The sequence below is a fragment of the Rhodococcus sp. D-46 genome (assembly GCF_011290655.1).
Taxonomy (GTDB): Bacteria; Actinomycetota; Actinomycetes; order Mycobacteriales; family Mycobacteriaceae; genus Rhodococcus_F; species Rhodococcus_F qingshengii.
The window spans coordinates 31,232-55,656 of sequence record NZ_JAANTF010000004.1; the positions used below are offsets into that span (position 1 = coordinate 31,232).

Sequence of the window (24,425 nt, forward strand, 5' to 3'; positions counted from 1 at the left end):
GTTGAGCTGTGATCACGAAGGTCAGGAGCAACCGGCCCGAAGATCGTTACACGTGAGCGTGCTGCCGTCGTCGCGGCGAATGGCAATCCGCGAGTTGTAGTGCGCGGAGAACCGGTTGTTTTCACCAGCGGCAGTTGGGGTTGGGACATTGCGCCAGGGTGCGCCGGTGAGGCGCTCATCAGCGTCGGTGCCGACCTTCAGGTATTTGTCGAACCACGCGATCGTGTAGTAGCTGACAATCGCCTTGGCATCAAAAGTGCCGGGGAGAAGGCCCGCAGTGTCCGCGAAGTCGAGGTGGTTGGCCGCGCGGATCACGATGTCGCCGCTATCTATCCCGTGTGCCGACATTTCATAGGAAGCCTCTGATTTCGCCAGGGGATCAGGCGGCTGCACACGCGGTATGGGAAAGGCCAGATAGTCGCCACTCATGCCGAGCACTGGCGTGCGTAGCTGTGGGGCTGGGACATCGGGTGCGCCAAAGCAATATTTGTTGAAGCCGTAGGCCAAGGGTACTGATACAGGGCCGAGCGCTTGGGCTGCCCGCGCGGTGGTGAATGCCACCATCTCATCCAGCGGTTTCGCCGCTGGAACGCACTGACTGTCCAAGGCGACTGCGGCTTTGACCCGTGGATCATTTTGGGCGTTCCAGCTGGCAGCAACACCACCGTAGGAATGTCCAGTCAGGCCCACACGGGAGGGGTCGAGTCTTTCCCACAGCGGATTGTATGCCGCATTGAGTCCGCGGCTCACACGGCTGCGTTGCTTATCCGAGTGGTCGGTTCCGCTGGTGCGGCTCGGCTGTGGCGCGTATATCTGTGCTGGGCTCGACAAGAAGAAGTCCAGGGCATCGATTTGACCGTCGTAGAAGGGGAGTCCGTTACCCCCGAGGCTGTCGAGGAGATTGCCGTTGGCTTGCGGGCCGGCGAGTCCGAGAATGGGAATGCCAGCGAACGCCGCCTCGACTTCGTCGGGCGCTTCACCGAATTGATCGGACATGCCCTCGCCCTGCGTATCGTAGGTGAAGACCAGATAGCCTGCTGAAGCTAGGTTCTGGGCGAGGTACCAGTAGCTTTCCTCATAGGCAAGCAGTGAACCGTTGTTGACGATGACGCCGGGCTTGCGCGCTTGATCAGCCTCAGTGGGCATGTCCCAGATGTGCCCGGAAATGGTGGCTCCGCTCCGGGAGGTATACAGGACCTGCTCGACGCTACCCCCGCGGTTACGCCAAGTGTCCTCGGTGACATCCGGGTTGATTAGGCATGTGAGGGCAATGGAGCAAGTGTTGGGGTTTGGGCGTCGTTCGGGATCCGCTTGTAGCTTTTCCGCACGCTTTCGCTGATAGTCCATTGTTTTTTCGGCTATGGCCGGGAGCTCGTCAAGTCGATTCGCTAAGCCGCCGGTCGTTTCGAACGTTTTCGCCAAAGTTGATTCCTCGAGTGACGGCGACCATGAATCGGCCGACGCAACCCCCACGCCAGCCAATGTCGCGGCCAAGGTCGCGACTACAGCAAAGGCGACAGACAGTCCCAGATACATCCTGTCAGCGGCGGGCGTCTCTACCCGTCGCCTCCCGTAACTCCAATTCCGACTCTTCACGTACACAATGTCCTCCAGATGCATTCTCTTGTACCGCAGTGGATTGCGGATTCACGTGGCACGGTTGGACTTTCGCCTCGTGCGACGGTTCCAATGTCCTCGCCGACGATCGGACTTTGCCCGAATGGCAACACCTGTTCCGTCATTCTCCCGGCCGGATGGAAAAACGACTCAAGTGAGATACGGAACGTATTCACATGCAACGGGTATGTCAATGGGTGGCTGTTGTATGCAGCCGAAATGATCGGCGGCAAGGGGCATTTCGGTCGGGCGCAGAGCATTCAGAATCCACTCAGGGTCAACTCGTCCGCACATTCGCGGGCAAGGGCCAGTCATCCGCATCCCGATGTCTTGCTGTGCGTACTGCCATCGGTCGGCGGCGGCTCAAGTCGCGGCGAGTTGCTCGAAGGAGCTGGTGAACGATGAGGCGGCCGGTGTACGAAGGGTGTTCATCGTGGCGCAAAGTCTACTGGATATGCGCTGCCCGACAACGGATCTGAGGATGTGACCGCCTTGTGGTGGGCGTGTGATGATGCGATCGGTGTGGTTCGCATAGAACGTCCCATGATTGCCTGCTTCCGTGATTCGCCGAGTGAACATCGGCGCTACACCGGACGCGAAGGTCTCCAGTGCCGAGAGATCACTTGCATGGATGCCAAGTTTGGTGAATCCGGGGTCGGAGTTGGGTATTGACGGCCCAGCAAGTCTTCGATAATGTCTGCTACTGAATAATCGTCGTTATCGAAATTGAGAGGCGACCATCGTGGATGGTTTCGATCTGGTGCTCCGGGGCGGATGCTTCTTCGACGGAACCGGTGCTCAACCCGCTATTCGCGACGTAGGAGTGCGGGCGGGTCGGGTGGCGGCGATCAGCACCAGCCCTTTGGAGGCGGAGGGAGCGGAGGTCGTCGACGCTGAGGGCTTGTGGGTGATGCCGGGCCTGATCGACATCCACACGCATTACGACGCCGAGGTATTGGTTGCCTCGGGCCTCTCGGAATCGGTGCGCCACGGCGTCACGACCGTGATCTTCGGGAACTGCTCCCTCTCCACCGTGTTCTCCTCCCCTGACGATTGTGCGGATCTGTTCTCACGCGTCGAGGCCCTGCCGTGGGACGCTGTCCAGTCAGCACTCAACGAACACCAGAGCTGGTCAGATCCGCACCGCTACGTGGAGGCGCTCGAGTCCCGTCCGCTCGGACCCAACGTATCGGCGTTTATCGGACACTCCGACCTTCGCGCGGCGGTTATGGGCCTGGATCGGGCCACTGATCCAGACAGTCACCCAACTCCCGTCGAGTTGGGCCGGATGCGCGCGATGCTGGCCGATGCGCTCGACGCTGGGTTCGTGGGAATGTCGACAGTGAGAAGCTCGTTCTCGAAGCTGGACGGCGTGCGCTACCCATCGCGCCAGCTTCCCTCCACCTACGCGAGCTGGCGAGAGTACCGCGCTCTGAACCGCGTGCTCCGCGAACGCGGGCGCCTGCACCAGTGCACACCTAATGTTGCCCGCAAGGCCGAGATCGGCAAGTTCTTCGCCCAGAGCGCTGGTCGCGGCAGGGCCCCGTTGAAGACCACGATGCTCGCTGCGGCAGACCTCAAGGCAGATCCGAAGATGATCTGGGTACTGACCAAGGCTACGGCGTTGCTGAACCGGGTGATGGCCTCGGAATTGCGCTGGCAGCACCTGCCGGTGCCGTTCGAGGTCTATGCCGATGGCATCGACTTGGTCGTCTTCGAGGAGTTCGGTTCGGGTGCCGCAGCTCTCAACGTGCGCGACGTAGTCAAACGCGGTGAGCTCGTGGACTCCGAGGTCTACCGCCGCCAGTTCCGCCAAGACATCGAGCGCAAATTCGGTCCGAAACTATGGCACCGCGACCTGTACGACGCCGACATCGTCAGCTGCCCGGACACCGAGGTAATCGGCAAGTCGTTCGGCAGCGTCGCGCAGGAGCGGGGCATTCATCCAGCGGACGCCTTCCTTGACCTGGTGGTAGCCCACGGCGTTGCTTTGCGTTGGCGTACCACCATCGCCAATCACCGTCCCGAAGTGCTCGACAGGATCGCGGACAACGCTCAGATCCAGATGGGTTTCGCGGACTCCGGCGCCCACCTGCGCAACATGGCGTTCTACAACGCCGGCCTGAGGCTGCTGAGGCGAGTCAATGAATCCGCAGAGGGAGGCCATGAGTTCCTTAGCCTCGAACGCGCCGTACACCGGCTGACCGGCGAACTCGGCGACTGGTACGGCCTCGACGCTGGCACCCTTCGGCTGGGGGACCGCGCCGACATCGCCGTCATCGACCCTGCCGGGCTCTCCAAGTCCTCGGACGATTACGCCGAAGCCCCCCTCGAGGAGCTCGGGGGCGTATCTCGAATGGTCAACCGCAACGACGACGCAGTGGCCGCGACCATCGTGGGTGGACATCTCGTGTACCGCTATGGCAATTTCGCCGACGGGTTCGGTACGACGCGAAGCTTTGGCTCTTTCCTACGGGCCGGAAAGACACACTCGAGCGCCGGATGGTCCTCGTGAGCAATCCAGTCCCCGTCGCCCGCCGCACACCCCGCTCCGAGGTCCGCGACCGGCTCCTGCAAGCTGCCTTCACGGTGTTCGCGGAACGCGGATTCGCCGGAGCCACCATGCAACAGATCGCGGCCACCGCCGGGTTCACCACCGGCGCACTCTACTCGAACTTCGCGAGCAAGGAGGACCTGTTCTTCGAGCTCTTCGACCGGGAGGTGACAGGCCGCATCGCATCAGTCCGAGAGATTCTCGGCCACGCGGACCTTACCGTCATGGACGAAGCGTCCGCACTGGCGGCCGGCCAGCACCTGACCGCTGCGATCCAGCAGAGTCGCGAATGGCAGTTGCTGTTCACCGAGTTCTGGCTTCGTGCCGCCCGCGATACCCAGCTACGTGAGCGGTGGGTCGAGAAACGCCGAGAGTATCACCAGCAATTGACCGAGTTGGCCGACGAAGCGCTCTCCAGCTGGGGCGCAGACGGAGCTGTCTCGTCGCGCATTCTCATGTTCACCATGCTGGCGCTGAACAACGGTCTCGCCATCGAAGAGATCGCCGATCCGGGCGTCATTCCAGCCGACACGATCGGGACTGTCCTGGTCCGCCTGCTGGGTCTGCAGACTAAGAGCACTGGCTGACGAAGCCGCAAACCCGCGCTACGGCCACCATCCGAGGTTATTCGGTGGTGGGAGGGCAGGCCGTCGCCGTTCTCATCGTTTTACGGTTGTCATAGGGCCGTACCAAATCCGAGTCCGAAGCTCGGATGACCCGCTCGACCTCTGCAACCCGAGGCGACGAACCATTGCTCCACTTCATGAACACAGCGGAATGAGGAGAAGCGTATGACCATCCCTAACGCATCGTCATCCGGGGTGTGGCAGGTTGGCAGTTTGATCGGCCAATTGACCGGTCGCACCAGCGCCGAGCCGGCAAGAGGCGGCGTGGGAAAGGTCATGTCCGTCGACGGCGTCGACCTGCACGTCCGAGTGGACGGTCCCGCCGACGGTCCTGCCCTCCTGATGCTGCACGGTTTCGGTGCCTCCATGGCGTGGTTCGACCAGCTCGTCGCTCGCCTGCCGGAATGCCGGATCATCCGGGTCGATCTTCTCGGGCACGGTGGTTCTGCGCGACCTACATCCGGCTACGACCCCGACAGCCAGGGCCGGCTCTATGCGAGTCTGCTCTCCGAGTTGGACCTGGACGACGTTACGGTCGTCGGCCACTCGATGGGCAGCCTCTTCGGCCTGGCGACCGCCGAGCACAGCGCCCTCGTGACCCGGCTCGTGTTGATGGGCGAAGGGCCCGACACGAGCACCGGAACGCTGCCGCCAGGCGAGTGGGTACTTCACACCCCGTGGATCGGTCCGATTCTGCAGCAGCATGGTCCCGCGTTCGTCACCAATCGCGTGGTGCGGCGAGCATTTGCGCGGGACTTCGACATGGCCACAGCATTTGCCCACCCCAGTCAAGGCCTCGACGACGCCCGCAGCCTGAACCACCCCGCCTTCACCCAGACGATGCGGCAGCGGCAGGCGTGGACCAGACGAGGTGGTCTGGACGCACGGCTGGACGATCTGGCATTGCCGGCGCTCGTCATCTTCGGCCGGAAGGACCGCTTCTACGACGTGGAGGCCTCACTTGCCCGCTACCGCCCAGTACGAACAATCACGACCAAGGTCCTCGAAGACGTGGGGCACACACCGATGATCGAAGCCCCCGACCGCGTCACTGACCTGATCCGCGAGTTCCTCTCCACCCGTAAGAACCGGTCGAAAACTTCACCTGAAATCGCCGACTCGAAAGATAAGCAGTCATGACCGTCCAGCGACGGCTCGATGGTCAGCAAACAGTGTGGACGCGCGTTGCCGGCAGGGTGCTGTCGGTTCAGTTTGTCGACGAAGCGTCAGCGCCCTGTGGACCATTCCCTGGTGTGGAGGAGGTGATCGGGTCGTGCGCGGATGTTGGTAGCACATCATGAGCGGTGAGTTCTTGGGCGCACGAATCACATTCGAGTCTGACGTGGGCCTCGCCGTCGCAGTCACGATGTTGGTAGCGGACGGGAGGTCCCTCGGGTGCCATGTAGGTATCACCCCAGTCTTTGATTGCCATCAAAATCGGGTAGATGTCGTGGCCTTTTCGAGTGAGCCGATATTCCGCATGGGCGGAGTCTGTTTGCACTTTCGCCAGAATTTCGTGCTCGACCAGTCGATCGAGTCGGTCTTGGAGTCGACTACGCGAGATTTCCATCGCACTCTGAAAGTGGTTGAACCGACGAACTCCCGCGAACGCCCACTTCAGGATGACCAGCGTCCAACGGTCGCCGAGGATCACCAGCGGTCGAGAAATCGAGCAGGGCACTTCGGACAACTCTTTGTAACGCATGAGCCATCCTACCAAGTAGTTCCAAAATGAGACCACACCTGTTAGATTCAGTCTCGAAATGAGACTAAGGAGTGGAAAGTGAACATGACAACTAGCGAGCCCGCGCAGGTTTCGACATTGGCCGAGTTGCTCGATCGACGCTGGACGTGCCGCCAATTTCATCCGGATCAGGTCCCACACACCGACATCGAACGCTTACTCGAGCTCGCCCAGCAGACCCCGTCCTGGTGCAACACTCAGCCTTGGCAGGTGATTGTCACCGAAGGCGCGGCCACCGATCGCTTCCGCACGGAACTCCTCTCCCACATCCAGGCAGGAGGAGAAGCTCAGCCGGATTTCCCCTTCCCTGCGGAATACACAGGGATCTACCGTGACCGTCGCCGCGCATGCGGTCTTCAGCTTTACGACAGTGTGGGCATCGGTAAAGGGGACCCGCGAACCCTGACCCAGGCGCTCCGCAATTTCGAGTTCTTCGACGCCCCGCACGTTGCGCTGATAACGACCGAAGCGGACCTTGGTGTTTACGGGGCCGTCGACTGCGGCTTGTACACAAGCACTTTCCTGATGGCTGCACAGAGCCTTGGCATCGCCGCCGCCCCACAGGCGGCACTTGCGTCGTACGGGCCATTCGTGCACAACTATTTCGGGATCCCCGAGAGTCGGCGCGTCCTTCTCGGTATCTCGTTCGGCTACGCCGATCTGGATCATCCGATCAACTCTTTCCGTACCGCCCGCGAGACCGTCCCGAATGTCGTTACCTGGCAGCGTGATTGAGGCTCTGCGATAGCCACAGTTGCATCTTGAATTTCGAATGCCCCGCACTCGCCCCTCCCACCGCCCAGCGCGGGGAACTGCGCTCGCCCATCACTTGTCGGAGTTTCTGCTGCAACTGAGTGCGCGGTCTGCGGTGACGAGACGGTTCGAACTGGTTGTCGAGGTATGCGGGGGAAGCGAGTTCGCTCAACCGAGCGCTCGCACGCACGGACCGGGATTTCGCGCGCCCGATCGGTGTGGTTGTGCGCACCACGATGCGACGGATTTCCAGACCCATTCGGGCCCGGTACACGGGGTGCGCGCTCAGTTTCCCGGAGTCGAGACCTGCACCGAGATCGGACTCGCACCATCGAGCATCATCTACAACGGAGGATTCACATGACCGCTTCGACTGTCGGCCGACTGATGGTCGCAGGTGCTGCAAAATGCATGTCCAGTCGTTCGCGCACCACAGAGCTTCGAGTACTGGCAGGCGCCGTCGGAGTGGGAGCACTCGTCGCGGCCGTCGCTGGGATCCGTCATCGGCGATCCACGCGTGGGTTGACTCTTTCGAGCGACGTCGAGCCCAATGCACTCCTGAAGACTCCGACGCTCAAAGCTGACATCAGCGAACTGACCACCGACGACGGTGCGATCATCAATGTCCGGGCTTACGGTCCCGTCGACGGCGATCCGATCGTTCTCAGTCACGGCTGGACGTGCTCCACCGAATTCTGGTACCCGCAGGTCAATGCGCTGGCAGGCGAATATCGGGTCATCACCTACGATCAGCGCGGTCACGGCCGCAGCACTGTCGGCAATCTTCCGCTCGGCCCGGACGTCCTTGCCGACGATCTCTCTGCAGTGCTGGCGGCCACGGTTCGCGAGGACAAGAAGGCGGTCATCGTCGGTCACAGCATGGGCGGGATGAGCATCATGGCCTGGGCGGGTCGTCACCCCGACGAGGTCGAGAAGTACGCGTCGGCGGTCATGCTCGCGAGCACCGCGAGCGGGAGGTTGATCGCGGAGACCACGGTCATCCCGCTGCCCAATCGTTTTCCTCGCGTGCCGGTCCCCGTGGGCCGCGCCATCCTCAGTTCGCCCGTTCCGTTCGTCTCCTCGGGCGCCATGACGAGGGCGTTCCGCTACGTCTCGATGTCACCGAACGCGACCAAGGCCGAGATTCAGTTCTGCGAGAACATCGTTCGTGAGTGCAAGCCGCGTGTTCGTGGAGGTTGGGGAGCAGCGCTGAGCACCCTCGATGTTCACGAGGGACTCGACAATCTCGAGGTGCCGACCACCGTGCTCGTCGGTGCGCTCGATCGGCTCGCTCCGCCGGTTCATGCGCGCAAGCTTGCGCAGGTCCTCGACGACGCCGGCAACCTCGAACGGTTGATCGTGTTGCCGGGCGTCGGTCACATGTCGTCGATCGAGAACATCGACGAGTTCGACAAGGAAATTGTGCGACTGCGCAATCTCTAGCCCCACGACCAGCTGGCGACCCGTCAGCGCCGTGTGGAACGTCGAAACGTCGTTGGACTGGTCACCGAGAACTCCATGTCAGATCCGCGTGCCGGTGCGGGCTTCTCCGTGACCACAGAAAGACCCATCTGCTCCCACCCCGAGTCGCCGCGCCGACGCTCGCCGACTAGAGAAAGGACCACCACCATGAAATATGACCACATTGAGCATTCGCACGGCTGCAGCACGCTCGGAGTCGATCACGCTGCTCACACCGGAGCAGATCGACGAGGCAGTCAAGCGACCGACCGACTACCGCGCGCCGGGCAAATGACGACGGAAGGAATAGATCCCGGCAGCAGCCGAGTCGCACCCGCTGCGACGGAGACTACGAAAACACCTGACCTGGGCACCTACGGAATCTGGCGAGGAGCGGCTGGTTTGCCGCCCGAGCTGGGAACTGCGATCGAGAAACTCGGTTTCGGCACCATCTGGATCGGCGGCTCCCCACCCGCCGATCTACGGATCGCCGAGAAACTTCTCGACGCGACCGAGCACATCACCGTGGCAACCGGAATCGTCAACATCTGGTCCTCACCTGCGGCTGAGGTGGCGGAGTCCTATCACCGACTCGAAGCCGCGCACCCGGGGCGATTCCTGCTCGGCGTAGGCGTCGGACATCCGGAGGCTACCGGCGACTACACCAAGCCGTACGCCTCGCTCGTGTCGTACCTCGACGAACTCGACGCGGCCCAGGTCCCGGAGGCGCGGCGCGTCCTCGCCGCACTGGGGCCGAAGGTGATGAAGCTGTCTGCCGCTCGCGCCGCCGGCGCGCATCTATACCTGACCACCCCCGAGCACACGGCCGAAGCTCGCGAAATCCTCGGCCCTTCGAAGATCCTGGCCCCCGAGCACAAGGTTGTCCTGGAAACCGATCCGGAGAAGGCCAGAGCAATCGGTCGCCCCGCCGTCGCCAACCCGTATCTGTATCTGCGCAACTACACGAGCAATCTCGAGCGCCTCGGTTTTGCGCCCGAAGAGTTGGCCAACGAGGGGAACGATCGCGTCATCGACGCCCTGGTTGCGCGGGGTACCGCGAAGTCCATCGCGGATCGGCTTCGGGAGCATGTCGCGGCGGGTGCCGATCACGTTGCGATCCAAGCACTTCCCGCCGAAGGTGATCCGATCGCGACCTACGAAGCACTGGCCGCCGAACTCTTCGACTGACCGGGCAACCCTTGACTTGGATAAGTAGTGTCCGAGAATGCTTGGGCACGACCTATCCGAGTAAAGGAGAAAAATCATGAAGATCGTCATTTTCGGAAGCGGACTTATCGGAAGCCAGGTCGCCGCCGAGCTCGCTGACGCCGGGCACGACGTGAAGGCGCTCGGTCGTGGCGGCGGGATCGCCGACGCAGTTGAGGGCGCGCCAAAGCCACAAGATGGCACCGTCGAGATTGCCGAGCCCGAACCGCTGGGCATCGACGAACTGGTCCGGCGCCTGTTCGTCGTCACCGGCGACAACCGTTCGGCGATCTTCGATTGCTCGGCACCCGGCAATGGCGCATGGATCGCGTGCGAATCAGGGTGCCGGATTCAGATACCGAGCCGATGGCGGCGTGACATAGCCAATCGCCGGATTCGACGACCGGTACTGGGGGCGGTTCCATGCGAAGGCCGACCAGACTTGCCGCACCTGCGCACCTGCGCGCGAAAAGCTGGGAGGCACTCCAGAAGTGGGTTATAGACGGAGCCGACGGTTGCCCTTGCGTGTGCCACCACAATCGTTGCGCCGCAGGAAGTGAAGATCCGCCACAATCGCAACGAAACCAACTGCTATCCAGCCGACGGTCGGCCACCTTCGGTGTCCCCCGACATGAACTCCGCTGCGCTCCGTTCTGTGAAAAGCACTGATTTGTTTTCACTTCTGGCCTTCCGATTCTCGTCGGCGGTGACCTGCGCGCAACCCCTGGCGGCGCAAGCGCCGGCCGATGGCTCCGAGAAATTTTTGTCACTCGCACGCTCCCGCCAAAATTTTCTCGGCCCAGGGGTGGCACTCCGGCCCCCTCATGCCGACGCGATTCTCCTTTGCCAGAAGGCGAAAAAAATTGGCGGGGCACGAGGCCCGGTCACTTTCACAGCAAGGGGAACGACATGCAGAACATCCGTTTGAGGACCGCCACCGACGTCTTGGCCGCAATCCCGGCGTTGCTCGGATTCGTCCCCGTCAGTTCCGTCGTGATGATCGCTCTCACCGGGTCACCGGCCATGCTCGCGTTCGTTGCGCGCACCGATGTCATCGGTGCCGATGCGGCAGCCGACTACAGCACCGCACTCGAGCAAGCCGCAGCCACGTCGGTTATCTGGGTTGTCGTCGGCGCCGGTCCGGTGGCAGCCGCCGGACTCGATCAGATCGAGGCAGCTCAGCGCGAGCTCGACAGCAGGGGAATCCGCAGCGTCCGCACCCTTTTCTCGGAGTCTCTTGAGGTCGGAGCGGGGTGGTTCGACACCAACGGCGAGGTGCCTGATTAGCAATGCATGTCCTGCGTCTCATGCCATTAGTTGCCCTTTCGTGGGTTCGCTTCGGCCATGGGCCGGGCATCTTCGTTTCGTCCGTGTTGGCTGACTGGGTTAGGTGACCATTCAGAAGTCGTTTGTCCGAAATGTCGTCCCCATCGGGGACGCCTCAACCCCGAGACTTCAGCGCCGCCCGCGCGGCATTGAACCCACCCATCCCGTGAACCCCGCCGCCCGGCGGAGTTGCGGACGAGCAGAGGTAGACGCCCGGGGCGCCGGTGGCATAGGGGTCCAGTCCGAACCGGGGGCGCGCGATGATCTGCCGCGCAGTGTTCGCCCCCGCGGAGATGTCGCCGCCCACATAGTTGGGGTTGTACGCCTGCATTTGCGGCACATTGCGCACGTGGACGCCCACGATCCGGTCCCGGAACCCCGGCGCAAAGCGTTCGATCTGACTCGAGATCGCATCGGTGGCGTCCCCCGGATAGCCGTGCGGCACATGCGCATACGCCCACACGGGATGGATGTCTCCCACAGATCGGGAGGGGTCGGCCAAGAACTGCTGGCCCAACAGAATGAAAGGCTTGTCCGGCATCTGACCCCGAACGGTCTGGCGTTCCACGGCAGCAGTTTCCGAAATCGTGCCGGACAGATGCAGGGTGCCGGCCTTGCGGGCGTGCGGATTTGTCCACGGCACGACGCTTCCGTCGGAGTCACCGCGCACGGCGTAGTCGACCTTGTAGGCGGCAGTGCCGTAGCGGAATTTGCGGTAGGCCCGGGCAATGCGATCAGGCTGCCGGCCGTCGAGCAGGCGCCCGGCCGCATCGGGTGCGATGTCGAGCATGACGATGTCGTAGTCGGCGATCTGGGAGTAGTTGGTGACCCAGTTCCCGGTTTCGATGGTGCCACCGAGGCTGCGCAGAATCGAGGCGAGCGCGGCTGCAATTGACCCCGAACCACCTTGTGCCACAGGCCAACCGTGAGCATGGGCTCCAGCAGTGAGCATCGAGCCGACAGCGCTGGCCAGGGGAAGGGTGAGCGTCCCGAACATGTGCGCCGCGACACCACCGAACAGCGCCCGCGCCTGTGGAGTCTTGAACATCCGCGCGAAACCCGTCGCGGGAAGCAGAGCGCCCGTCCCGAAACGGGCGAGCATCAGCGGGTGCTTCGGGACGTGCACGATCGGCTGGAAGACGTCCTGCACCAACTCGTCGAAGTTCTCGGATAGGTATCCGAAGACGTCGAGCCACCGCTTACCGTCGACACCCAGTCCTTCAGCGGTCCGGTTGATATCGCGCCACAGAACCCCGGCGGTGCCGTCGTCGAGTGGATGGACCAGATCGATCTCGGGCCACAGCCACGTCAGGCCATGTTTGGCGAGGCCGAATTCGCGGTCGAGTTCCTTGAAGTAGGGAGAGGCCAAAGCGGTGGGATGGAAGGCGGAGCAATCGTCGTGGACGAGTCCGTCGACTATGTATTCGCTGCTGCGGGTGCCGCCGCCGATCTTGTCCGCACCCTCGATGACATGGACGTCGATTCCGGCGCGGGCGAGTTCGATCGCCGCCGCGAGACCGTTGGGGCCACTGCCCACCACTACTGCTGTTGTCATTTGCTCTTCGCCACCCGTCTTCTCAGGTGTGAGCCTACGGAAATTACAGCGATGGCATTCTGCGAGCAAACAATTCAGGCCTAGACCTTGGTTGATCGATCAACTTTTGTTACAGTTCGAGGCGCACTGGCCGCAGCTGATTCTTATCGCTGCGGCCAGTTGTTGCATTCATCGCCCATCGCGCCTGTTTCCTGCGGATTCGGTATCCTGTGAATCGGAACTTCTCTGCACAGACGCAGCTCCGAAATCTGTCGAGGGGCCTTCTGGCTCCCTGCATCGCCGCAGTTCAGAGCAATTATAGGGCTACCTTAGTTGCGCCCGTGCCGGGGTTCTGAATTATCGTTTTCGTTACACGGTTGACTCACAAAAGTTTCAACCGACCGAAGACTCACGTCGCCGGGTGCCAGAACGCACACCATCGCGTCTGCGCAGGGCGGCTACTTCGGTGGTACCGAACACATCGTCGTGTCGGTGCTTTGAAGGACTTGCATTGCAAGTTGATGGCCATCAGCGCTGCTGGTCGTCGGTGCATCTTTATGGCATACGAAGGCTGGGTATGAAGCAACTTCCAGGCCCCCAGGGCCTCTATCACCCGTCCAATGAGCACGACTCCTGTGGAGTCGCATTTGTTGTCGACATGCATGGTCGCCGCAGCAGGGACATCGTCGAAAAGGCGATCACCGCTCTGGTCAACCTCGAGCATCGCGGCGCTGCCGGATCCGAACCCAACACGGGTGACGGTGCGGGCATTCTGCTGCAGGTTCCCGACAAGTTCTTCCGAGCTGTCGTGGACTTCGCGCTGCCCGCCGAAGGCGCGTACGCAACCGGTATCGCATTCCTCCCGCAGGGCGACGCCGATGCACACGAGGCTGCTGCTGCAGTCGAGAAGATCGTCGTCGAAGAGGGCCTGAAGGTTCTCGGCTGGCGCGAGGTCGGAACAGACGACTCCTCGCTGGGCGCACTGGCGCGCGACGCGATGCCGACGTTCCGTCAGATCTTCATCGGTTCCGAGGGTGACAAGTACACCGGCATGGATCTCGAGCGTCGTGCATACGTGGTGCGTAAGCGCACCGAGCACGAGCTCGGCTCCGAAGGCGCCGGCAAGGGTGGCCCGGGTAGCGAGACCGTGTACTTCCCCAGCCTGTCCGGCCAGACGTTCGTCTACAAGGGCATGCTCACCACCCCGCAGCTCAAGGGTTTCTACCTCGATCTGCAGGACGATCGTGTCGAGAGCGCACTGGGCCTGGTCCACTCGCGCTTCTCCACCAACACGTTCCCGTCGTGGCCGCTGGCGCACCCGTTCCGCCGGGTCGCTCACAACGGTGAGATCAACACCGTCACCGGCAACGAGAACTGGATGCGCGCTCGCGAGTCCCTGATCGACAGTGACGTCTTCGGTGGCCGCGAGAACCTGGACAAGATCTTCCCGATCTGCACCCAGGGCGCCAGTGACACCGCTCGTTTCGACGAGGTGCTCGAGATGCTGCACCTCGCCGGCCGCAGCCTGCCGCACGCAGTTCTCATGATGATCCCGGAAGCCTGGGAGAAGCACGAGAGCATGGACCCCGCTCGTCGGGCGTTCTACGAGTACCACTCGGCTCTCATGGAGCCCTGGGACGGACCGGCGTCGGTGTGCTTCACCGACGGCACCGTCATCGGCGCCGTGCTGGACCGCAACGGTCTGCGTCCGTCGCGTCTGTGGATCACCGAAGACGGCCTCGTCGTCATGGCGTCGGAGGTCGGCGTCCTGCCGATCGATCCGTCCACCGTGGTCCGCAAGGTCCGCCTCCAGCCCGGCCGCATGTTCCTCGTGGACACCGCGCAGGGCCGGGTCATCAGCGACGACGAACTCAAGTCCGAACTCGCTGCCGAGCACCCGTACCAGCAGTGGATCGACGAAGGTCTGATCCACATGGACGACCTGCCGGACCGCCCGTACACGTACATGTCGCACGAGCGCGTCGTGCTGCGTCAGCAGCTCTTCGGTTTCACCAGCGAAGAGGTCAACCTGCTGGTCAAGCCGATGGCTCTCTCCGGTGCCGAGGCACTGGGCTCGATGGGTACCGACACTCCGATCGCCGTGCTCTCGTCACGTCCGCGGATGCTGTTCGACTACTTCTCGCAGCTCTTCGCTCAGGTCACCAACCCGCCTCTCGACGCGATTCGTGAAGAGGTTGTCACCAGCCTCGGTGCGACCATCGGCCCCGAGGGCGACCTGCTGCACCCGAATGCTGACTCCTGCAAGCAGATTGCGCTCCCGCAGCCGATCCTGCACAACGACGATCTGTCGAAGCTCGTTCACGTCAACGACGACGGCGAATTCCCGGGCTTCCGCAGTGTCGTGATCCGTGGCCTGTACCCCGTCAAGGAAGGCGGCGACGGTATCCGTCGTGCGCTCGAGGGCATCAAGTACCAGGTCTCGCAGGCAATCGAGGGTGGCGCACGCATCGTCGTGCTCTCGGACCGCGAGTCCACCGAGGACTACGCGCCGATCCCGTCGCTGCTCCTCACCTCGGCAGTGCACCACCACCTGGTTCGTGAGAAGTCGCGCACCAAGGTCGGTCTCATCGTCGAGGCCGGCGACGCCCGCGAGGTGCACCACATGGCGCTCCTCATCGGCTTCGGTGCCGCAGCGGTCAACCCGTACATGGCTTTCGAGACCATCGACGAGTTCCTGCAGAACGGCGAGCTCGAGGGTCTGACCCTCGAGAAGGGCATCGCGAACTACATCAAGGCAGCCGGCAAGGGTGTCCTGAAGGTGATGTCCAAGATGGGCATCTCGACGCTCGCGTCGTACACCGGTGCTCAGTTGTTCCAGGTCATCGGCCTCTCGCAGGAGCTGACGGACGAGTACTTCACCGGTCTGCAGTCGCAGCTCGGTGGCATCGGCCTCGACCAGATCGCAGCCGACGTCGAAGCACGTCACCGCATCGCGTACCTCGATCGTCCCGAAGAGCGCGCTCACCGCGAGCTCGAGGTCGGCGGCGAGTACCAGTGGCGTCGTGAAGGCGAGTACCACCTGTTCAACCCGGATACGGTCTTCAAGCTCCAGCACGCAACTCGCACAGGTCAGTACGAGGTGTTCAAGGAGTACACGACCATGGTCAACGACCAGTCGGAGCGCCTTGCCGCTCTGCGTGGTCTGTTCGACTTCAACATCGGCAAGCGGCCGTCGATCTCGATCGACGAGGTCGAGCCGGCCAGCGAGATCGTCAAGCGTTTCTCGACGGGTGCGATGAGCTACGGCTCCATCTCCGCCGAGGCTCACGAGACTCTCGCCATCGCGATGAACCGTCTGGGCGCCCGCTCCAATTCCGGTGAGGGCGGCGAACATCCGTCGCGCTTCACGCCGGACGAGAACGGCGATCTGCGTCGCAGTGCCATCAAGCAGGTCGCGTCGGGACGCTTCGGTGTCACCTCGCACTACCTGAGCAACTGCACCGACATCCAGATCAAGATGGCGCAGGGAGCCAAGCCCGGTGAGGGCGGCCAGCTTCCGGCTCACAAGGTGTACCCGTGGGTGGCCGAGGTTCGGCACTCCACGCCTGGCGTCGGCCTGATTTCGCCGCCGCCGCACCACGACATCTACTCGATCGAGGATCTCGCTCAGCTGATCCACGACCTGAAGAACGCCAACCCGCAGGCCCGCATCCACGTGAAGCTGGTCTCCGAGGTCGGCGTCGGAACGGTCGCGGCCGGTGTCTCCAAGGCACATGCCGACGTCGTTCTGATCTCCGGTCACGACGGTGGCACCGGTGCCACCCCGCTGACCTCCGTCAAGCATGCGGGCGCACCGTGGGAACTCGGCCTCGCCGAGACCCAGCAGACGTTGCTGCTCAACGGTCTCCGTGACCGCATCGTCGTGCAGGTCGACGGCCAGCTCAAGACGGGTCGCGACGTCGTCGTCGCTGCCCTGCTCGGCGGCGAGGAGTTCGGTTTCGCCACCGCACCGCTGGTTGTCTCGGGCTGCATCATGATGCGCGTCTGCCACCTCGACACCTGCCCCGTCGGTGTCGCGACGCAGAACCCGTTGCTGCGTCAGCGTTTCAGTGGCAAGCCGGAATTCGTCGAGAACTTCTTCATGTTCATCGCCGAAGAGGTTCGCGAGCTTCTCGCGGAACTCGGCTTCCGCACGCTGCTCGAAGCCGTCGGCCAGGTCGACATGCTGGACACCACGCGCGCTCTCGATCACTGGAAGGGAAGCAAGGCAGGCAATCTCGATCTGTCGCCGATCCTGACCCAGGTCGAGTCCGCGTTCATGGACCAGGACGTCCACTGCACCGGCACGCAGGATCACGGTCTCGACAAGGCGCTCGATCAGCAGTTGATCGTTTCGGCCCGCAACGCACTCGACAAGGGTGAGGCGGTCTCTTTCGAGTCCGCGATCACCAACGTCAACCGCACGGTCGGCACCATGCTCGGCCACGAGGTCACCAAGGCGTTCGGTGGAGAGGGCTTGCCCGACGGCACCATCGACATCACGTTCACCGGTTCCGCCGGTAACAGCTTCGGTGCTTTCGTGCCCAGCGGTATGACCTTGCGCCTGCACGGCGACGCCAACGACTTCGTCGGCAAGGGCCTCTCGGGTGGACGCATCGTCGTACGCCCGCCGCTCGATGCAGCGGAAGGCTTTGTCGCCGAGGACAACATCATCGGTGGCAACGTCATCCTGTTCGGCGCCACCAGTGGCGAGGCTCTGCTTCGCGGTGTCGTCGGCGAACGCTTCGCAGTCCGTAACTCCGGCGCCACTGCCGTCGTCGAGGGTGTGGGCGATCATGGTTGCGAGTACATGACGGGTGGAAAGGTGGTCATCCTCGGAGCCACCGGACGTAACTTCGGCGCCGGCATGTCCGGTGGCGTCGCGTACATCTACAACCCCGACAAGGCATTCGAGAAGAACCTCAACACCGAACTGGTGGACCTCGAGGATCTTTCGGGCGACGACTTCACCTGGTTGAAGGGCGCCATCGAACGTCATCGCGACGAAACCGGCTCCGAGGTTGCCACGCGCATCCTCGCTGACTGGTCGCAGCAGGTGGGTCACTTCGCAAAGGTGATGCCCCGCGACTACAAGAAGGTTCTTTTGGCCATCGCGGCCGCAGAGAAGGATGGCAAGAACGTGGACGAGGCAGTTATGGAGGCAGCTCGTGGGTGATCCAAGCGGCTTCCTGAAGCACACGTCGCGCGAACTTCCGGTTCGCCGGCCGGTGCCGTTGCGCCTGCTCGACTGGAAAGAGGTCTACGAGGAGTTCCCGAAGGAAACCCTCAAGACCCAGGCCAGCCGTTGCATGGACTGCGGAATTCCTTTCTGCCACAACGGTTGCCCTCTCGGAAACTTGATTCCCGAGTGGAACGACCTGGTCTACAAGGACCACTGGCACGACGCCATCGAGCGTCTGCACGCGACCAACAACTTCCCGGAGTTCACCGGTCGTCTGTGCCCCGCACCCTGTGAGGCGTCCTGTGTCCTGGGCATCAACCAGGATCCGGTCACCATCAAGCAGGTCGAGGTCGAGATCATCGACAAGGCCTTCGACGAAGGGTGGGTCAAGCCGGTTCGCGCCGCGCACGCCACCAACAAGAAGGTTGCGGTTGTCGGCAGTGGTCCGGCCGGTCTGGCTGCAGCGCAGCAGCTGACCCGCGCCGGTCACGCAGTGACGGTCTTCGAGCGGGCAGACCGCATCGGCGGCCTGCTGCGCTACGGCATCCCCGAGTTCAAGATGGAGAAGCGCCACATCGACCGCCGTCTCGAGCAGATGGAAGCCGAAGGCACCGTCTTCAAGACCAACGTCAATGTCGGTGTGGACATCACCGCGGACGAGCTGCGTGAGCAGTTCGACGCAGTGGTTCTGGCCGGCGGCGCCACGGCAGCTCGCGATCTTCCGATCCCGGGCCGCGAACTGGACGGCATCCACCAGGCGATGGAGTTCCTGCCGATCGCCAACCGCGTGCAGTTGGGTGACCTCGACGCTCCCACCATCACCGCTGAGGGCAAGAAGGTTGTCATCATCGGCGGCGGCGACACCGGAGCGGACTGCCTCGGCACCTCGCACCGTCAGGGTGCGGCCAGCGTCCACCAGTTCGAGATCATGCCGCGTCCGCCGGAGACTCGCGCCGAGCAGACTCCGTGGCCGACGTACCCGCTCATGTTCCGCGTGGCTTCGGCTCACGAGGAGGGCGGCGAGCGTCTGTTCTCCGTCAACACCGAGAACTTCGTCGGTGAAAACGGCAAGGTCACCGGACTCAAGGCTCACGAGGTCGAGATGAAGTCGGGTCGCTTCGAGAAGGTCGAGGGCTCGGACTTCGAGCTCGAAGCCGATCTCGTGCTCCTGGCCATGGGCTTCGTCGGTCCCGAGAAGCCGGGTCTGCTCACCGATCTCGGTGTCGACTTGAACGAGCGTGGCAACGTCGCCCGCACGTCGAAGTGGAACACCAACGTCGACGGCGTGTTCGTGGCCGGCGACATGGGCCGCGGCCAGTCCCTGATCGTCTGGGCCATCGCCGAGGGACGTTCCGCAGCAGCCGCTGTGGACACCTACCTCGAGGGTGTCACGGCCCTTCCGTCACCGATCCACCCGACAGCGGCTCCGCAGCGCTAGAGGCTCTCACAAAGCCGCACCCCACCGCATTCGGTGGGGTGCGGCTTTGTTTCTGCAAGCAATTCGCACGATCTGTAACAAACCTTCATCAATCGTGCATCGGACAGACACAACGCCCAGACAGTATGATTCCGGAGCACCGATAGTGGTGTATGGGTTGCTGAAGGTAAAACAGGGGAGTTTCATGCGTGCGAGGCGTCTCGTTGCGGTGTTGTCGGCACTTGCTGCGGCAGTAGTGGTACCGGTTGTCAGTGCTCCCGTGGCGTCGGCTGATCCCTGCCCCAGCCTGTACGTCGTGGCCATCCCGGGAACCTGGGAGCCCTCGGGCACCAGGCCCGGCGCCGGCATGCTCGCCCCGGTGACCAACGGGCTTCCGGGCTCCGTTCGCACCGATTACGTCACCTACTCGGCGACGGCCTTCCCGTGGGAGTCCAACGTCTACGCCAAGTCGAAGCAGCAGGCTGTCGACAATGCCCGCGGCATGATCGGCGCCATGGCCGCCTCGTGCGGTGACACTCGCTTCGCCATCGTCGGATACAGCCAGGGTGCCGACGCGGCAGGCGATCTCGCCGCCGAGATCGGAACCGGCATCGGCGTGGTCCCCCCGACTCGCGTCGAGGGCGTCGGCTTGCTGTCAGATCCCCGTCGTTCCGAGTCCGACGTCCTGATCGGCCCCGCTGTCGGCGGTAACGGTGCCAGCGGCCCTCGCATCGGTGGATTCGGTTGGCTGTCAGGCAAAACGGTGACGCTCTGCGCGGTCGGTGACCTGTACTGCTCGACGCCGAAGGACGATTTTGTGATGCGCCTGGCCGGATTCATGGCTCAGGCGTCCGATCCCACTCCGGCCAGTGCGCTCGCGCTGCGCGACGAAGCGGCCGTGATCGTCAACGATCTGATCACCGCAGGCGGGCTCCCCGCTCTGATGGCCCAGCTCGATCCGGGCGCGAATTCGCGTCGCATCGATCAGTTGGTCGACTTCTACGGCTCGCAGGTCCACACCGACTACACGCGTTACGTCGTTGACGGCGCAGGCAATTCGGCTACATCCTGGCTGCACGGCTGGTTGGCCGGTAAGGCCTGATCAGCAGTACGTCTGCTCGGCCGTGTCGACGTAGATCTCGGCAATGCGCTGCGAGGACATCGGCGTGATCTGTGAGTACACCTCGCCGACGGAGTTGAACTCTGCCAGCATTTCGGACCGAGGCATACCGTCAGCGAGCGCCTTGCAGGTGCCGTCGGCGTAGAGGATCTCTGCGGAATCCATTCCGGCGGGAGGGATCCCGGCCAGACGCAGAGCGGCGATGTACCGCTGCCCCTTCTCGCCGGCGTTCGCGACGATCTCTTCCGGTGAGCGTGCATCGATTGGTGCGTTCGCCGGTGGCGCTACCGGTAGTGATACCGCCGGTGGCGTCGATTCGACGACGCTCGGCGCGGCTTCCGGTGTTGTTGCGGCGAGCGGGCTGGTCGGCAGCTCGGAAAGCGTACTGGGGGCAGTCGAACTCGACGTCGCCGCGACCGACGTGCTGGTGGCAGCAGAAGTGGATTCCGATGCGTCGCTGTCGGATTGGCTGCTGCAGCCGCTGAGGAGTAGGCCCGCTGCCGCGACGCAGAGGACCAGTCTGTTCGTGTTCATCACCCGTGAGTGTTACACACCGTACCGCTTATTTTGTCCGTTTTAAGGAAACTCCCTTTTGCCCTGTTTTTAAGTCGAAGTCCTGTGATATACATCTGTTCAGTTGTTACTTGTGAGTAGGAGCACACCGCAAAGACCTTGTCGGCGGCGGTCGAAACACAAGCAATGACTGCGAGTTTCGTCCCCCATCACATAAACGGCAGGGAGAAATCAGTGCAGAAATCTCACAAGAACGGCAACAGACGTCTCGGCACGCGCGTGGCCGTCATTGCAGGTACCGCAGGTGCGGTCCTCGCGTTCGCGGCGCCGATGGCCTCGGCTCAGGATCCGGTCGACAATTCGATACCCGGTGCCGCAGTGTGTCCGGCTACTGCCGAATCCTGTGTGTCGGTTGTGGTTCAGAGCGGAACCTTCGACAACAACGGCTTCAACCTCCCGATCGGAAAAGGCGACATGATCATCGCCGCCGAGGCCGGCTCCGGTGAAGGTGAGTCCACCGTTCTTCTCCCGCGCGACGACGGACACCACGGTGTCTACTCCAAGCCGTTGACCGTTCCGGGTGGAGTCCTCGGAATCGACCTGCCGTTCGGCAATCTGTTCGGCCTCGCCGCAGTCACCGCCGAGGTGGAGGCGACCGCTGCCCCGACCCTCAACGGCATCATCACCGACATGGATCTGAGCATCCCGGTGCGGATGAAGATCAACAACGCGTTCCTCGGCGACAACTGCTACCTGGGCTCCGCGGCTGCGCCGGTGAATCTTCGTCTCGCGCCTGACCCGTCGGTGGTACCGACCTACACGGTGCTCCCGGACAATGCACTGAAGGTGAGCCCGGTCGGGAACCAGGCCACCGGCTTCGCGCTGCCCGCCGCCAGTGGTTGCGGACCGTTCGGAGTGCTGAACCCGATCGTCAACTGGCGAGCAAAGGTACCGGCCACGTCGGGAACCTCGCTCAGCACGATCTCCGACGCCTACCTGTACCCGGGCGGCCTCACCGGTAGCGATCCTCTCGACGATCTCGGTGGCGGAACAGGATCCAGCGGTTCCAGTGGCTCGAGCGGTTCGTCCGGAAGCTCCGGTTCCTGAAAACTCGGATGCCTTGAAGCAGCGGTGGTGGCGGAATGTCACCACCGCTGCGGCGTCCGACCTGTAATAACCTGTGCCTCAGGGTGGGCGAAGGCGGACTCCATCAGGAGCACCTGCGCGGCCACGAAATCACAGGGGAGTCCTCAAACATGTTTCGAGACAGCGTTCTTGCGAGTCCGGTCCTGCGCCGGGGTGTGACGGCACTGGCAGTTGCGGCTGCAGCCACCATGTTTGTCGGTACTGCAGCGACGGCGGAGCCGGCAGCAGTTGTCGGTGAGGTGTCCGCGGACTCCATCGCGGCAGCCCGTGCGCAGGCCATCGGAACGACGGTCACCGTCGTGGGAACCGCGACTACGCCGTCTGGAGTGTTCGAATCCAGCTTCTACGACAAGGGCTTTGGTCTCCAGAGCGGCAATTCGGGCATTTACATCAGCGATCCGAACAATTCCGGGGTTGTTCTCGGCGATCGGGTTCAGGTCACCGGAGTCCTCGCGGATCAGGAAGGCCTGCTCGTCGTCCGCCCGACTGCCGTCGAGGTAATCGGCACGACTACCCAGATCAGCCCGGCGCGACTGCCCCTCAATGCAATCGGTGAGGGCAGTGAAGGTCGTCTCGTGACGGTGTCCGGAATCGTGAGCGGACCCGTCGTCGACGATCTGCCGTACGGCCACAAGATCCTGGTCTCGGGCGCCGAGGGAAACACCGTCATCTTCGTCAACACACAGACCGGAATCGACCTCGATGCCGTCGCCGTCGGACGCCCGATCACCGTCACCGGTTTCAGTGGCCAGTACGCCAGCACCTACGAGGTTCTTCGCCGCTCGGAAGCCGATGTGCAGCAGGGTTTCACGGGCAGCCTGAGTTTCGGAAGCTGACCTAGATCTCGAACCGAGCTCCGACGCGCATCGACCCGGGAGACAACCGGCTGATCGTGCGTCCGAGCTTGGCTTCGACGGTCACGGGTACGACGGCCTTGTTCGTGCGAACCGCTTTCACGATGGCACTGGCGACTCGGTCAGGCGTGAAGTTGCGCTTGCGGTAGAAGTTGTCGACCTTGGTCTGGTTCTCGAGCTGCTCCTCGGCGGTGGTCCCGGCGAACTCGGTGGTCTTGAGGATGTTCGTGTGAACGAGGCCGGGGCAGATGGTGCTGACGCCGATGCCGTGTGGAAGCAGCTCTGCCCGTAGGCAATCCGAGAGCATGAATACCGCTGCTTTGCTTGTCGAATACGCGGTGAGGGCCTTCTGTGGTGTGTACGCGGCGGCCGAGGACAGATTGACGACGTGCCCTCCTGTTCCCCGGTCGATCATCATCGGGGTAAATGCCCGGCAGCCGTAGACAACTCCCCAGAAGTTGATGTCCATGACGCGCTCGAACTGGCGCTGCTCGGTGTCGGCGAATGTCCCGGAGAACCCGATTCCAGCGTTGTTGACGACGATGTCCGGTACGCCGTGATGTGCCGCGACGGTCTCCGCGAACCGAATCACGGCCTGTTCGTCGGACACGTCCACCTGATAGGCGTGGGCACCGCCACCGAACACTGCTTCGGCGCCGCCCGCTTGCGAAGGGATGTTTACAAGTGCCGCAGTGTCCTGCGCGCTTTCAAGATTGATGTCGGAGACCACGACGATAGCTCCCTGGGCGGCGAAGGCGAGGGCCGTTTCACGCCCGATGCCGCTGCCCGCACCGGTGATCACCACCAGCGTGCCGGTGAGATCGCGCAGTCGACGCTGCAACTTCGTTCCGCGTCGCCAGCCGGTGACGTCCTTCAGTAACCCCATTGGTTGCCCTTTTCGTGTGTACGTTTGTGGCGTGTGTCTCTAGCTGACTTCCCCTCTGCGAAAGGTATCCGATGAGCGAGCTTCGTGTAGTTGCAACCATCCCGGCCAAGTCCGGTTCCGAGGACGACGTCCGATCGGCTCTGACAACTCTCGCGGAGGCGAGTCGGTCCGAGGACGGCTGTGTGTCGTACGAGTTGTTCGAGTCAGCGGCTGCGCCCGGCACGTTCGTCACGATCGAAACTTGGCGCGGGCAGGAGGAGTTGGACGCTCACATGCAGTCCCCGCATCTACAGGCCGCGCTGGCCGCTGCCGGACCACTTCTCGACGGCGCTCCGGCGATTCATCCGTTGAAAGGCGCCTGAATCAGAATGAATTCCTGACCTTCGCTAAGGGTCTGACCTGCGAATGTCGCTCGAAAACTGACCAATCGTCGCGCTTCATTCCACTGAGCGGGACCTGCGACTAATACCTGTGCCTTAAGTCACA

Annotated in this window: 19 protein-coding genes and 1 pseudogene; 15 read left to right on the forward strand and 5 right to left on the reverse strand. The window is 62.8% G+C overall.

Features of this window, described 5'->3' with window-relative positions:
* Nucleotides 1–21 precede the first annotated feature (21 nt).
* Nucleotides 22–1,494, reverse strand: a complete 1,473-nt coding sequence (locus G9U53_RS10890; protein WP_156423044.1) for a hypothetical protein — start codon at nt 1,492–1,494, stop codon at nt 22–24.
* Nucleotides 1,495–2,359: 865 nt separating this feature from the next.
* On the opposite strand from G9U53_RS10890, the gene G9U53_RS10895 reads away from it, so the two are divergent.
* The 3 genes from G9U53_RS10895 (at nt 2,360) to G9U53_RS10905 (ending at nt 5,937) form a co-directional block, all read left to right on the forward strand.
* Nucleotides 2,360–4,132 carry an amidohydrolase family protein gene (locus G9U53_RS10895; RefSeq protein WP_058036982.1) on the forward strand — a complete coding sequence of 591 codons (1,773 nt, stop codon included), beginning with the start codon at nt 2,360–2,362 and terminating at the stop codon, nt 4,130–4,132.
* Nucleotides 4,120–4,758 carry a TetR/AcrR family transcriptional regulator gene (locus tag G9U53_RS10900; RefSeq protein ID WP_058036983.1) on the forward strand — a complete coding sequence of 213 codons (639 nt, stop codon included), beginning with the start codon at nt 4,120–4,122 and terminating at the stop codon, nt 4,756–4,758. The genes G9U53_RS10895 and G9U53_RS10900 overlap by 13 nt, the downstream gene beginning before the upstream one ends.
* A gap of 204 nt (nt 4,759–4,962) precedes the next feature.
* Complete coding sequence (locus tag G9U53_RS10905) at nt 4,963–5,937, forward strand: alpha/beta hydrolase (protein WP_242692523.1); 975 nt, start codon at nt 4,963–4,965, stop codon at nt 5,935–5,937.
* Between the two features lie 67 nt (nt 5,938–6,004).
* Here the strand turns inward: G9U53_RS10905 and G9U53_RS10910 are convergent, their stop codons facing one another.
* Complete coding sequence (locus G9U53_RS10910; RefSeq protein ID WP_082661279.1) at nt 6,005–6,502, reverse strand: helix-turn-helix domain-containing protein; 498 nt, start codon at nt 6,500–6,502, stop codon at nt 6,005–6,007.
* An 84-nt stretch (nt 6,503–6,586) separates the two neighbouring features.
* On the opposite strand from G9U53_RS10910, the gene G9U53_RS10915 reads away from it, so the two are divergent.
* The 6 genes and pseudogenes from G9U53_RS10915 to G9U53_RS33305 all read left to right on the forward strand — a co-directional run bounded on the left by G9U53_RS10915 (nt 6,587) and on the right by G9U53_RS33305 (nt 11,248).
* The gene (locus G9U53_RS10915; protein ID WP_058036984.1) at nt 6,587–7,276 is read left to right on the forward strand and encodes a nitroreductase; all 690 of its coding nucleotides are present in this window, start codon (nt 6,587–6,589) and stop codon (nt 7,274–7,276) included.
* A 429-nt stretch (nt 7,277–7,705) separates the two neighbouring features.
* Nucleotides 7,706–8,737 (forward strand): alpha/beta hydrolase, encoded by a 1,032-nt coding sequence (locus tag G9U53_RS10920; RefSeq protein ID WP_058037010.1) that lies wholly within the window; start codon nt 7,706–7,708, stop codon nt 8,735–8,737.
* A gap of 220 nt (nt 8,738–8,957) precedes the next feature.
* Nucleotides 8,958–9,050: pseudogene (locus G9U53_RS34160) on the forward strand (GYD domain protein); the annotation flags it as partial.
* Complete coding sequence (locus G9U53_RS10930) at nt 9,047–9,943, forward strand: LLM class F420-dependent oxidoreductase (protein ID WP_058036986.1); 897 nt, start codon at nt 9,047–9,049, stop codon at nt 9,941–9,943. The pseudogene G9U53_RS34160 and the gene G9U53_RS10930, both read left to right, overlap by 4 nt.
* 76 nt (nt 9,944–10,019) lie before the next feature.
* Nucleotides 10,020–10,463: a hypothetical protein gene (locus G9U53_RS33505; protein WP_058036987.1), complete on the forward strand. Its 444-nt coding sequence runs from the start codon at nt 10,020–10,022 to the stop codon at nt 10,461–10,463.
* Nucleotides 10,464–10,870: 407 nt separating this feature from the next.
* On the forward strand, nt 10,871–11,248 hold the full coding sequence (locus G9U53_RS33305) for a DUF4192 family protein (RefSeq protein WP_058036988.1): 378 nt from the start codon (nt 10,871–10,873) through the stop codon (nt 11,246–11,248).
* 154 nt (nt 11,249–11,402) lie between these two features.
* On the opposite strand, the gene G9U53_RS10945 is transcribed toward G9U53_RS33305, so the two are convergent.
* Complete coding sequence (locus tag G9U53_RS10945; RefSeq protein ID WP_058036989.1) at nt 11,403–12,842, reverse strand: NAD(P)/FAD-dependent oxidoreductase; 1,440 nt, start codon at nt 12,840–12,842, stop codon at nt 11,403–11,405.
* Between the two features lie 556 nt (nt 12,843–13,398).
* Here G9U53_RS10945 and gltB point away from each other — a divergent pair.
* The 3 genes from gltB (at nt 13,399) to G9U53_RS10960 (ending at nt 20,522) form a co-directional block, all read left to right on the forward strand.
* Nucleotides 13,399–17,997, forward strand: a complete 4,599-nt coding sequence (gltB, locus tag G9U53_RS10950) for a glutamate synthase large subunit (protein WP_165638678.1) — start codon at nt 13,399–13,401, stop codon at nt 17,995–17,997.
* A complete protein-coding gene (locus tag G9U53_RS10955) occupies nt 17,990–19,441 on the forward strand; it encodes a glutamate synthase subunit beta (RefSeq protein WP_003943594.1) in 1,452 nt (483 codons plus the stop codon). The genes gltB and G9U53_RS10955 overlap by 8 nt, the downstream gene beginning before the upstream one ends.
* Nucleotides 19,442–19,625: 184 nt before the next feature.
* Nucleotides 19,626–20,522: a cutinase family protein gene (locus G9U53_RS10960; protein ID WP_007735797.1), complete on the forward strand. Its 897-nt coding sequence runs from the start codon at nt 19,626–19,628 to the stop codon at nt 20,520–20,522.
* On the opposite strand, the gene G9U53_RS10965 is transcribed toward G9U53_RS10960, so the two are convergent.
* Nucleotides 20,523–21,074 carry a DUF732 domain-containing protein gene (locus G9U53_RS10965; protein WP_165638679.1) on the reverse strand — a complete coding sequence of 184 codons (552 nt, stop codon included), beginning with the start codon at nt 21,072–21,074 and terminating at the stop codon, nt 20,523–20,525.
* 213 nt (nt 21,075–21,287) lie between these two features.
* On the opposite strand from G9U53_RS10965, the gene G9U53_RS10970 reads away from it, so the two are divergent.
* Complete coding sequence (locus tag G9U53_RS10970; RefSeq protein WP_003943530.1) at nt 21,288–22,160, forward strand: hypothetical protein; 873 nt, start codon at nt 21,288–21,290, stop codon at nt 22,158–22,160.
* Nucleotides 22,161–22,309: 149 nt separating this feature from the next.
* The gene (locus G9U53_RS10975) at nt 22,310–23,035 is read left to right on the forward strand and encodes a hypothetical protein (protein WP_165638680.1); all 726 of its coding nucleotides are present in this window, start codon (nt 22,310–22,312) and stop codon (nt 23,033–23,035) included.
* Between the two features lies 1 nt (nt 23,036).
* Here G9U53_RS10975 and G9U53_RS10980 read toward each other — a convergent pair whose 3' ends face one another.
* A complete protein-coding gene (locus G9U53_RS10980) occupies nt 23,037–23,939 on the reverse strand; it encodes an SDR family NAD(P)-dependent oxidoreductase (RefSeq protein ID WP_003943614.1) in 903 nt (300 codons plus the stop codon).
* 71 nt (nt 23,940–24,010) lie between these two features.
* On the opposite strand from G9U53_RS10980, the gene G9U53_RS10985 reads away from it, so the two are divergent.
* Nucleotides 24,011–24,301, forward strand: coding sequence for a putative quinol monooxygenase (locus tag G9U53_RS10985; protein WP_003943546.1), 291 nt, complete (start codon nt 24,011–24,013; stop codon nt 24,299–24,301).
* The last annotated feature ends 124 nt before the right edge of the window (nt 24,302–24,425 follow it).

Coding starts and splice junctions, on each gene's coding strand:
- G9U53_RS10900 (WP_058036983.1), top strand. CDS start 4,120: ATGGTCCTCGTGAGCAATCCAGTCCCCGTCGCCCGCCGCACACCCCGC.
- G9U53_RS10905 (WP_242692523.1), top strand. CDS start 4,963: ATGACCATCCCTAACGCATCGTCATCCGGGGTGTGGCAGGTTGGCAGT.
- G9U53_RS10910 (WP_082661279.1), bottom strand. CDS start 6,502: ATGCGTTACAAAGAGTTGTCCGAAGTGCCCTGCTCGATTTCTCGACCG.
- G9U53_RS10915 (WP_058036984.1), top strand. CDS start 6,587: ATGACAACTAGCGAGCCCGCGCAGGTTTCGACATTGGCCGAGTTGCTC.
- G9U53_RS10920 (WP_058037010.1), top strand. CDS start 7,706: ATGTCCAGTCGTTCGCGCACCACAGAGCTTCGAGTACTGGCAGGCGCC.
- G9U53_RS10930 (WP_058036986.1), top strand. CDS start 9,047: ATGACGACGGAAGGAATAGATCCCGGCAGCAGCCGAGTCGCACCCGCT.
- G9U53_RS33505 (WP_058036987.1), top strand. CDS start 10,020: ATGAAGATCGTCATTTTCGGAAGCGGACTTATCGGAAGCCAGGTCGCC.
- G9U53_RS33305 (WP_058036988.1), top strand. CDS start 10,871: ATGCAGAACATCCGTTTGAGGACCGCCACCGACGTCTTGGCCGCAATC.
- G9U53_RS10945 (WP_058036989.1), bottom strand. CDS start 12,842: ATGACAACAGCAGTAGTGGTGGGCAGTGGCCCCAACGGTCTCGCGGCG.
- gltB (WP_165638678.1), top strand. CDS start 13,399: ATGAAGCAACTTCCAGGCCCCCAGGGCCTCTATCACCCGTCCAATGAG.
- G9U53_RS10960 (WP_007735797.1), top strand. CDS start 19,626: ATGCGTGCGAGGCGTCTCGTTGCGGTGTTGTCGGCACTTGCTGCGGCA.
- G9U53_RS10965 (WP_165638679.1), bottom strand. CDS start 21,074: ATGAACACGAACAGACTGGTCCTCTGCGTCGCGGCAGCGGGCCTACTC.
- G9U53_RS10975 (WP_165638680.1), top strand. CDS start 22,310: ATGTTTCGAGACAGCGTTCTTGCGAGTCCGGTCCTGCGCCGGGGTGTG.
- G9U53_RS10980 (WP_003943614.1), bottom strand. CDS start 23,939: ATGGGGTTACTGAAGGACGTCACCGGCTGGCGACGCGGAACGAAGTTG.
- G9U53_RS10985 (WP_003943546.1), top strand. CDS start 24,011: ATGAGCGAGCTTCGTGTAGTTGCAACCATCCCGGCCAAGTCCGGTTCC.